This is a genomic window from Metabacillus sp. 113a (genome assembly GCF_050107635.1).
In the GTDB taxonomy this organism is placed as follows: Bacteria; Bacillota; Bacilli; order Bacillales; family Bacillaceae; genus Metabacillus_B.
The window spans coordinates 40,375-48,440 of the sequence record NZ_JBNILJ010000019.1 but is presented as its reverse complement, the minus strand read 5'-3'; the positions used below and the strand labels follow the sequence as shown (position 1 = coordinate 48,440).

The following is an 8,066-nucleotide window of genomic DNA, read 5'->3' as shown; positions in this document are numbered from 1 at the left end:
AAAGAACAAAACATTTCGGATACTTGAAGCACCACAAACCTTACGGTTTTCAGTGGTACTCCGTATCCGACCTCACTTTCATCCCACACCTGAAGGAATGGGCTTTCCCGTTCGGAAAATCTGTAAAGCTTATCACAATGGTTGCAGGGAGAATAAAAGCCAGTTCCGGACTGTACGATGCGTGCCGCCTTTTCAATTACTTTAAGTGAATCGGGCCCCCTATCAATTAAATCACCTACAAAGGATAGTTTTCTTCCATTGGGGTGAACGGGAACACCCTCCTTCTCTATATATCCCAGCTTCTTTATAAGCTCATTTAACTCTCTAAAGCAGCCGTGCACATCTCCGATTACATCGATTTTTACCATCTTCTTCACTCCCGATTAATTTCCAGCGATTATCACAAACTATACCCAAAAGAAGTCCAACTATTCAATAGAGGAGAGTCAGAAAGGTTATGGGTGGAAGAAAAAAAGGGAATGCGGTATTCTAATCACTATGTTATTATGCTATTTTCAAAGTGATTGGAAATAAGAAGGGAGGGAGCTGCGGATGGCTGAACTGAAAAAAATGGACGAGCTTGAAGAAGAGCTTCTGCTGACAGCACTAAGAGAGGATCAGATGGATTCTTTCAGGGATTTGTTTTTTAACCGTCATTCCTATGATCAGGGAAAATGGTTTGTGAAACTTGAACCTGAAGACCGGGCTCTCCTGTACCGATATCTCTCGCCTGAAGAAATGGCTGCGATATTTGAGAACCTGGATGCAGATGAGGAAGAGGTTGAGACGTATCTTTCTGAAATGGATTCCACATATGCAGCCCACATGCTTGCTCAAATGTATGCCGATGATGCTGTTGATGTTTTAAATGAATTGGATCAGGGCCAGGTAGCGGGATATTTGACACTTATGGAGGAGGAAGCCGCAAAAGAAATACGCGAATTGCTTCACTATAAGGAATTTACCGCCGGAAGCATCATGACGACTGAATTCGTTGCGATCCATGCCCATCAAACCGTGAAATCCGCTATGCAAATATTGAAAACGGAAGCTCCTAATGCTGAAACAATCTATTATACCTTTGTAATAGATGAAGACCGGCGCTTAGCTGGTGTCGTCTCACTTCGGGATTTGATTATTGCTGATGATGACACGATGATTTCTGAAATTATGAATGAACGGGTTTATTCGGTTTTAGTTTCGGTGGATCAGGAGGAAGCGGCCAGAAAGATCAGAGATTATAATTTTCTGGCGCTGCCCGTTGTGGATATTCATGATCGGCTGCTTGGTATCATTACGATTGACGATATTGTTGATGTAATCGATGAAGAAGCTTCGGATGATTACTCGAAGCTTGCCGGGATTTCCGATGCAGATTCTTCTGATAAAGGTCCATTCTCAGCCGCCAAAAAGAGACTTCCATGGCTCATCATCTTGCTGTTTCTCGGCATGCTGACAGCAAGCCTTATTGGCAGGTTTGAAAAGACTCTGGATCAGGTTGCCATATTGTCCGTTTTCATTCCTCTCATTGCAGGGATGGCAGGAAATACGGGTACTCAGGCTCTGGCAGTCGCCATCAGACGGATTGCTATTGGGGAAGATGATAAGGAGACATCCTTGAAAATTTTAAGCAGGGAGGCAGGCACCGGGCTGATCGCAGGGACGATTTGCGGAATCTTAGTTACAGGCATTGTATTTGCATGGAAAGGAGACCTCCTGTTAGGGTTGCTTGTCGGGACCGCCATTCTTTGCTCGCTCATTGTAGCAGCAGTCGCCGGGGCTATGGTGCCTCTTATCATGCACCGTTTTAAAATTGATCCGGCCGTGGCGTCAGGCCCATTTATTACAACGATTAACGATATTATCAGTATTCTTATCTATCTTGGGCTGGCTTCCCTATTTATTCAAAATCTTCATTCTTAGACAGGAGGGCGAACATGGAACACGGAGCTTCCGTAACATCATTGGTTATTGTCGTAATTGTTGCCTTTATGACCCCAATTCTCATGCACCGCTTCAAATTGAATTTTTTGCCGGTAGTGGTAGCAGAAATTCTGATGGGTCTCGTCATTGGTAAAAGCGGCTTTGACATTGTAGAACAGGACACATGGCTTCAGACACTTTCTACCCTGGGGTTCATTTTCCTGATGTTCCTCAGCGGACTCGAAATAGACTTTAGCGCGTTTACAAGTGGAAAGAGGAAGGAAAAGCTTCCAAACGGAAAGCCGGTTCCAAATACGTTCCTGGCTTCAAGTATTGTTTTTGCCGGGATATTTATCTTGTCTATCGCGATGTCCCTAGTTTTTGCCTGGACAGGATTAATCAAAAACGCCTTTTTAATGACATTAATTATATCGACCATCTCCTTAGGGGTCGTGGTCCCTGTATTAAAGGAAGCCAATATCATGAAAAGCAACATCGGCCAGATTATCCTGCTCGTTGCCGTCATAGCGGATTTAGTCACCATGATTCTGCTTGCCGTATTTGCCTCTATTTACGGAGAAGGAGGGGGAAGCATCTGGCTGCTGCTCATTCTGTTTGCAGCAGGAGTCGTTCTTTACTTTGTCGGAAACCGGTTCAAAAACCGCACGTTTATTGAATCGATGTCAAAAGGAACCGTTCAAATCGGGACGAGAGCCATTTTTGCGCTGATCATCATATTGGTAGGGATTTCCGAAACGATCGGTGCAGAAAACATTTTAGGAGCGTTCCTTGCCGGAGTGCTCGTTTCCCTTCTTTCACCCAACAAAGAAATGGTACAGAAGCTTGATTCGTTTGGGTACGGCTTTTTAATTCCTATCTTTTTTGTCATGATCGGGGTTGAGCTGGACATTTGGAAACTTTTTGGGGATCCTAAAATCTTTGCGCTGATTCCTCTATTGCTCATTGCTTTGTTTGCATCAAAGCTGATTCCGATTTTATACTTGCGGAAATGGTATGATATGAGAACGGTCCTTTCAGGAGGATTCCTCTTAACAGCTACTCTGTCACTGGTTATTGCCGCAACTACCATTGGGCAAAAGGCTAATGTGATCGATGAACAGATGTCAGGGGCATTGATTCTGGTGGCGGTCATTTCAAGCATCATATCGCCTATCGGTTTCAAAAAGCTTTTTCCTAAGCAAAAACTAAAAGAGCAAAAGCTGAAAGTAGCTCTTATCGGGGCCAACCAAATGACCCTGCCGGTTACAAGGGAGCTTAATCCTGATTATTATCAGACGGTCGTTTATCATACGGTGCAGGATAAAATGGACGAACAGATGGCCAAATCCCTGTTTGAGATTAAAGATTTGAATGATTATTCTCTGGATACTCTGATGAAGTGTGATGTTTTTGATGCTGATATTCTGGTTGTTGCCACAGGAGACGAGGAAAGAAACGCCGATATCGCCATTGCTGCAAAAGGGCAGGAAGTTCCGCGGGTCATTGCAAGCATTGCTTCCGCAGAACTGGGAGAGAAGCTCAAAGAACATGGAGTGGATATTTTTTCTGTGCTGCTGTCTACAAAAGTACTGCTTCAGGCTTTGATTGAATCACCTGACATTGTACGAATTCTTGCTAACAAAGAAACAGGACTGTATCAGATTACTATGAACAATATCAAGTATTCTGGAGTTACCCTCAGAGCGTTTCCTTTTACAGGAGATATCATCTTTGTCCGGATTTTCAGGGGGAAAGACTCAATTGTCCCGCATGGAGACACCCAGCTTCAGGAAGGGGACCGGCTGCTCGTCACAGGGTCGTTTGAGTACGTAAGAGAATTAAGAAGAGAGCTGCAATAGCAGTTTTTAAGACAGGCATCAATGGTGCCTGTCTTTTTTTCTTGGCAGGTGCTATACTTGTAACCAGGTACTAATAACATGTATAAAACAGGAGGCACACTCAATGAACTTTTCTTTAAAAGGCCGGAATATTGTAGTGATGGGAGTTGCCAATAAACGAAGCATCGCCTGGGGAATCGCGCGCTCTCTTCATAATGCAGGCGCAAGGATTATTTTTACATATGCAGGAGAGCGCTTTGAAAAACCTGTAAAGGACCTTGCTGAGACACTGGAACGCGATGACTCTCTTTTTTATCCATGTGATATTACAAATGATGAGCAAATTAAACAATGCTTTACGGAGATTAAGCAGGAAGTCAGTGTCCTTCACGGAATTGCCCACTGTATTGCGTTTGCCAATAAAGAAGACCTTGCAGGCGATTATATGGCGACAACACGGGAAGGCTTCCTTCTTGCGCATAACATCAGCTCTTATTCCCTAACGGCGGTAGCCAAAGAAGCAAAAGGCTTAATGACTGAAGGCGGAAGTATCGTAACACTTACCTACCTTGGCGGAGAGCGCGTTGTTAAGAACTACAATGTGATGGGTGTAGCGAAAGCTTCCCTGGATGCAAGCGTTAAATATCTTGCTGAAGATCTCGGGAAAGAAAACATTCGTGTGAATTCCATTTCAGCTGGTCCAATACGGACTCTTTCTGCAAAAGGAATCAGCGACTTCAACTCCATTCTTAAGGAAATTGAAGAAAAAGCACCCCTTCGCCGTACTACAACTCCAGAAGAAGTCGGCGACACAGCTCTGTTCCTTTTCAGTGACCTGTCCCGGGGAATGACTGGAGAGAATCTGCACGTAGATTCAGGGTATCATATTATCGGCGGATAAAATGAAAAGCTTGAGGCTTCTGTCCTCAAGCTTTTTCTTTATACCCGGCTGGAATAATAGGCAGCAGATATCCCATAGCTTATCAAATGAAGCACGCAGAGGGCAGTAAAAATAAAGAAAGGGAGGGAAATGCCTTCAAATAAGATAATCAATGTCCAGCCAGCAATGATAACAGTAAGCGTTACATTCCAGGAAAAGGCTTTGGCGCTTATACAAGAAATGGATACCGTTCATCATTGCCGCGATGCTTATTTCTCATCTTTATCCCGAATACATAGCCAGCCCTTCCGCAAAGCAATCCAAAAAACAGTCCTGCCAATGCCACCCAATTTTCCGCAAATGCTTCAGCCAATATTCTCATCCCCTTCAAAAATAAATAAATCCTCTATCCTGCATGCAAAGACCTGAGCTAGCTTATGTGCAAGAACTAAGGATGGTTTATACTTGCCTTTTTCCAGCGAAATAACGGTTTGTCTTGAGACATTTACCAGGACGGAGAGCTCCTCCTGCGTCATGCTGATCTCATTTCTTTTCTCACGGATAAGTGTTTTCAACTGAAACCTCCATTTGTGATGTAAAGTTTTATGTAAAGTTTGCTGTACGTAAACTATACTTTACATCAGGGGTGTATTCAAGTGCGCTTTACTTTTTTCTTAAACAAAGATTCTTTATAATAGAGGACAGTTATTTGACATAAGAAAGGCAGAGTGCATCATGCAACCTTTTAACAAATCCAACCTGAAGAAATACCATGAAAAATATGCGAACAGAGGCCGTATTCTGCTTAAATGCGCTGATCGTCCGGGCATTGTTGCAGCCGTTTCAAAATTCCTCTTTGAGCATCATGCGAACATTATTGAATCAAGCCAGTATTCATCCAATCCGGAGGGCGGCACATTTTTTCTCCGAATCGAATTTGAATGCCCTGAGCTTGCAGCGAAACTCTCAGCAATGAATGAATCGTTTGAGCCGATTGCAGATGAATTTCACCTTGAGTGGAAAATTGTCCGCGTCACCGATCTGAAAAAAACCGCCATTTTTGTTTCAAAGGAACCTCATTGCCTCCTGGAAATCATCTGGGCATGGCAAAGCGGTGACATTACCGCGGATCTGTCACTCGTTATCAGCAACCATGACGATTGCCGGGAGATTGTGGAAGCACTTGGAATTCCGTTCTACCACATCCCGGCCACAAAGGAAATCAGGAAAGAAGCAGAAGCAAAGCAAATGCACCTGCTTGATGAATACAATGTGGAACTGATCATATTGGCCCGCTACATGCAAATCCTGACCGAGGACTTTGTAGCCGCTAATCCTAACCGGATCATCAATATTCATCACTCGTTTCTCCCGGCCTTTATTGGTGCCCGGCCTTATGAACGAGCCTACGAGCGCGGTGTAAAATTGATTGGGGCAACCTCTCATTATGTAACGAATGAGCTGGATGAAGGTCCGATTATTGAACAGGACATCGAACGCGTTTCCCATCATGACCATGTTGATGAATTAAAACGGATTGGCCGCTCTATTGAACGGAGCGTTCTCGCCCGTGCAGTTAAATGGCATCTGGAAGACCGCATTTTAGTCGAAGGAAACAAAACCGTCGTCTTTTCCTGATTTCTTCGGGTCATGAATTCCGTAAAAAGCGAATAAACTGTCTTGAACAGTCTATGACCCGGGGGTGGAAAGAATTGTCCGAAAAAAATCAAAAGCAGGCTAAACAGCCGCTCATGTATATTGTCCAGCCTGAAAACATTGCAGCCGAAGCAAATATGCAGCAAGTCGCCGTAAGGAAAAAGATATCAGTCAAGCAAAAGCAAATGAGTGAACCGAAAATTGAAGAAATCGATACACTGGAAGAAACACAAGCTGAAAACAATCAAATTCCAGATCAGCTTGTCCAGGAACAAAGCGAATCCCCAATAGAAACTGAAGCACCTGTCTATGAACGGAAAACAAGGAAGTCACTAAACCAGATGAGCGTGCCAGAAAAAATCAACTTTTTTGCCACATTGCCAAGCAACATCCCGAGAACGCTCTGCCAGGTAGAGCTCTCAGACCAGACATACAGAGGGATTATTCTTGGTGAAACAGACGGAATCGTTCATATAAGAACAAGCGCAAGTTCTCAGCCAGTCAATATTAAAGCAGAAGATATCCAGGCGATCCAGCCAATCGGATTTTAAAAAGAGCTGAATCGGGGACACCCGAATTCAGCTCTTTTTTTTAATAATCAGCTGTTATGTGTGCGGTTAATGAGTCTTGGATTTTGACACCAGATGGAGCAGAAGCAGTTCAAGTCCACTTCAATGCAGGAATCTGTTTTCTCCAATCGAAAAACATCACATGGACTGTCTTTATGAAAATCCAAAACATGTGCTTTTGCATCAAACGCAATCAGTAAACGAAGTGTAGCACAGCATTTTTCCACATGCTCTACACGAAAGAAGATGGTATTAAAGCAATCTCCCGCAGTGAGTCCCCCTACATTCCCAAAAGCTGTGAATGGAGTTCCCATTTTCGTATATAGAATGAATGGAATCGTATCTCCCAACGTATTAACAGGGGAAAGAAGGTTGCTGTAACAGCTGGTAGAACACTGCTCCTCCACTGCATTCTGCAGATCGCTGATGTTTTCAACCGCGTCGCAAACACACCCGAAGTCTTTAGAACGAGTCATTATTATCCCTCCCGAATAAGGATTATTGTCTATACTAGGATAGGCAGGTACAAGACTAAAGGTGCTAGGGCAAGTGCCTATTCAGTTAAATTTATTTATAGCCGGCAGCCAGGGAAGAGAGGCAATCATCCGGCAGGAATGAACGGGGTTTGGAAGAATGCACTCAAGGGCAGGAAATACAGCTCATAGAATGCGGTGAAATTGGGAAGAGGGTAAGTGAAATGGGGGCTTAAAACGGACAGATCATCGGTGCAGGGAGGCAGGCTGAAGTGGTGGCTGGAAATGGGCAGGTCAATGGGGGGAGGGAGGCAGGCTGAAGTGGTGGCTGGAAATGGGCAGGTCAATGGGGGGAGGGAGGCAGGCTGAAGTGGATGGCTGAAAATGGGCAGGTCAATGGGGGCAGGGAGGCAGGCTGGAGTGGTGGCTGGAAATGGGCAGATAAGCGGGGGCAGGGAGGCAGGCTGGAGTGGTGGCTGGAAATGGGCAGGTCAATGGGGGCAGGGAGGCAGGCTGAAGTGGATGGCTGAAAATGGGCAGGTCAATGGGGGGAGGGAGGCTGGAGTGGAGGGCTGGAAATGGGCAGGTCAATGGGGGGAGGGAGGCAGGCTGGAGTGGTGGCTGGAAATGGGCAGATCAGCAGGGCAGGCTGACGAAACTTAGGGGGAAGCGGAGAAGGTGAGGAACGGGAGTTGAGTTGATTTGCCGTTTAAAAGGGCAATGAAAG

The 8,066-nt window shown here is 44.8% G+C and carries 11 protein-coding genes; 7 read left to right on the top strand and 4 right to left on the bottom strand.

Going from position 1 to position 8,066, the window contains the following annotated elements:
- The coding region (locus tag ACQCVE_RS18050) for a metallophosphoesterase (RefSeq protein ID WP_426863575.1) at positions 1–368 on the bottom strand (368 nt) is incomplete at its 3' end.
- A gap of 184 nt (positions 369–552) precedes the next feature.
- Here ACQCVE_RS18050 and mgtE point away from each other — a divergent pair.
- From mgtE to fabI, 3 genes are all read left to right on the top strand, one after another.
- Complete coding sequence (gene mgtE, locus ACQCVE_RS18045) at positions 553–1,923, top strand: magnesium transporter (protein ID WP_426863574.1); 1,371 nt, start codon at positions 553–555, stop codon at positions 1,921–1,923.
- Positions 1,924–1,937: 14 nt separating this feature from the next.
- The gene (locus ACQCVE_RS18040; RefSeq protein ID WP_426847017.1) at positions 1,938–3,782 is read left to right on the top strand and encodes a monovalent cation:proton antiporter family protein; all 1,845 of its coding nucleotides are present in this window, start codon (positions 1,938–1,940) and stop codon (positions 3,780–3,782) included.
- Positions 3,783–3,885: 103 nt separating this feature from the next.
- A complete protein-coding gene (fabI, locus tag ACQCVE_RS18035; RefSeq protein WP_426863573.1) occupies positions 3,886–4,662 on the top strand; it encodes an enoyl-ACP reductase FabI in 777 nt (258 codons plus the stop codon).
- A 208-nt stretch (positions 4,663–4,870) separates the two neighbouring features.
- On the opposite strand, the gene ACQCVE_RS18030 is transcribed toward fabI, so the two are convergent.
- The gene (locus tag ACQCVE_RS18030; protein ID WP_426847019.1) at positions 4,871–5,014 is read right to left on the bottom strand and encodes a hypothetical protein; all 144 of its coding nucleotides are present in this window, start codon (positions 5,012–5,014) and stop codon (positions 4,871–4,873) included.
- Positions 5,007–5,216, bottom strand: coding sequence for a helix-turn-helix transcriptional regulator (locus tag ACQCVE_RS18025; RefSeq protein ID WP_426847020.1), 210 nt, complete (start codon positions 5,214–5,216; stop codon positions 5,007–5,009). Before ACQCVE_RS18025 ends, ACQCVE_RS18030 begins: the two co-directional genes overlap by 8 nt.
- Positions 5,217–5,376: 160 nt before the next feature.
- Here ACQCVE_RS18025 and purU point away from each other — a divergent pair, with 160 nt between their 5' ends.
- The gene (gene purU / locus ACQCVE_RS18020) at positions 5,377–6,279 is read left to right on the top strand and encodes a formyltetrahydrofolate deformylase (protein WP_426847021.1); all 903 of its coding nucleotides are present in this window, start codon (positions 5,377–5,379) and stop codon (positions 6,277–6,279) included.
- A 74-nt stretch (positions 6,280–6,353) separates the two neighbouring features.
- A complete protein-coding gene (locus tag ACQCVE_RS18015) occupies positions 6,354–6,848 on the top strand; it encodes a CotO family spore coat protein (protein ID WP_426847022.1) in 495 nt (164 codons plus the stop codon).
- 47 nt (positions 6,849–6,895) lie between these two features.
- On the opposite strand, the gene ACQCVE_RS18010 is transcribed toward ACQCVE_RS18015, so the two are convergent.
- The gene (locus tag ACQCVE_RS18010) at positions 6,896–7,342 is read right to left on the bottom strand and encodes a CotY/CotZ family spore coat protein (RefSeq protein ID WP_426847023.1); all 447 of its coding nucleotides are present in this window, start codon (positions 7,340–7,342) and stop codon (positions 6,896–6,898) included.
- 216 nt (positions 7,343–7,558) lie between these two features.
- Between ACQCVE_RS18010 and ACQCVE_RS18005 the strand changes: the two genes are divergently transcribed.
- Positions 7,559–7,708 (top strand): hypothetical protein, encoded by a 150-nt coding sequence (locus tag ACQCVE_RS18005; RefSeq protein WP_426863572.1) that lies wholly within the window; start codon positions 7,559–7,561, stop codon positions 7,706–7,708.
- A gap of 15 nt (positions 7,709–7,723) precedes the next feature.
- Complete coding sequence (locus ACQCVE_RS18000; protein ID WP_426863571.1) at positions 7,724–8,002, top strand: hypothetical protein; 279 nt, start codon at positions 7,724–7,726, stop codon at positions 8,000–8,002.
- Positions 8,003–8,066: the final 64 nt, after the last annotated feature.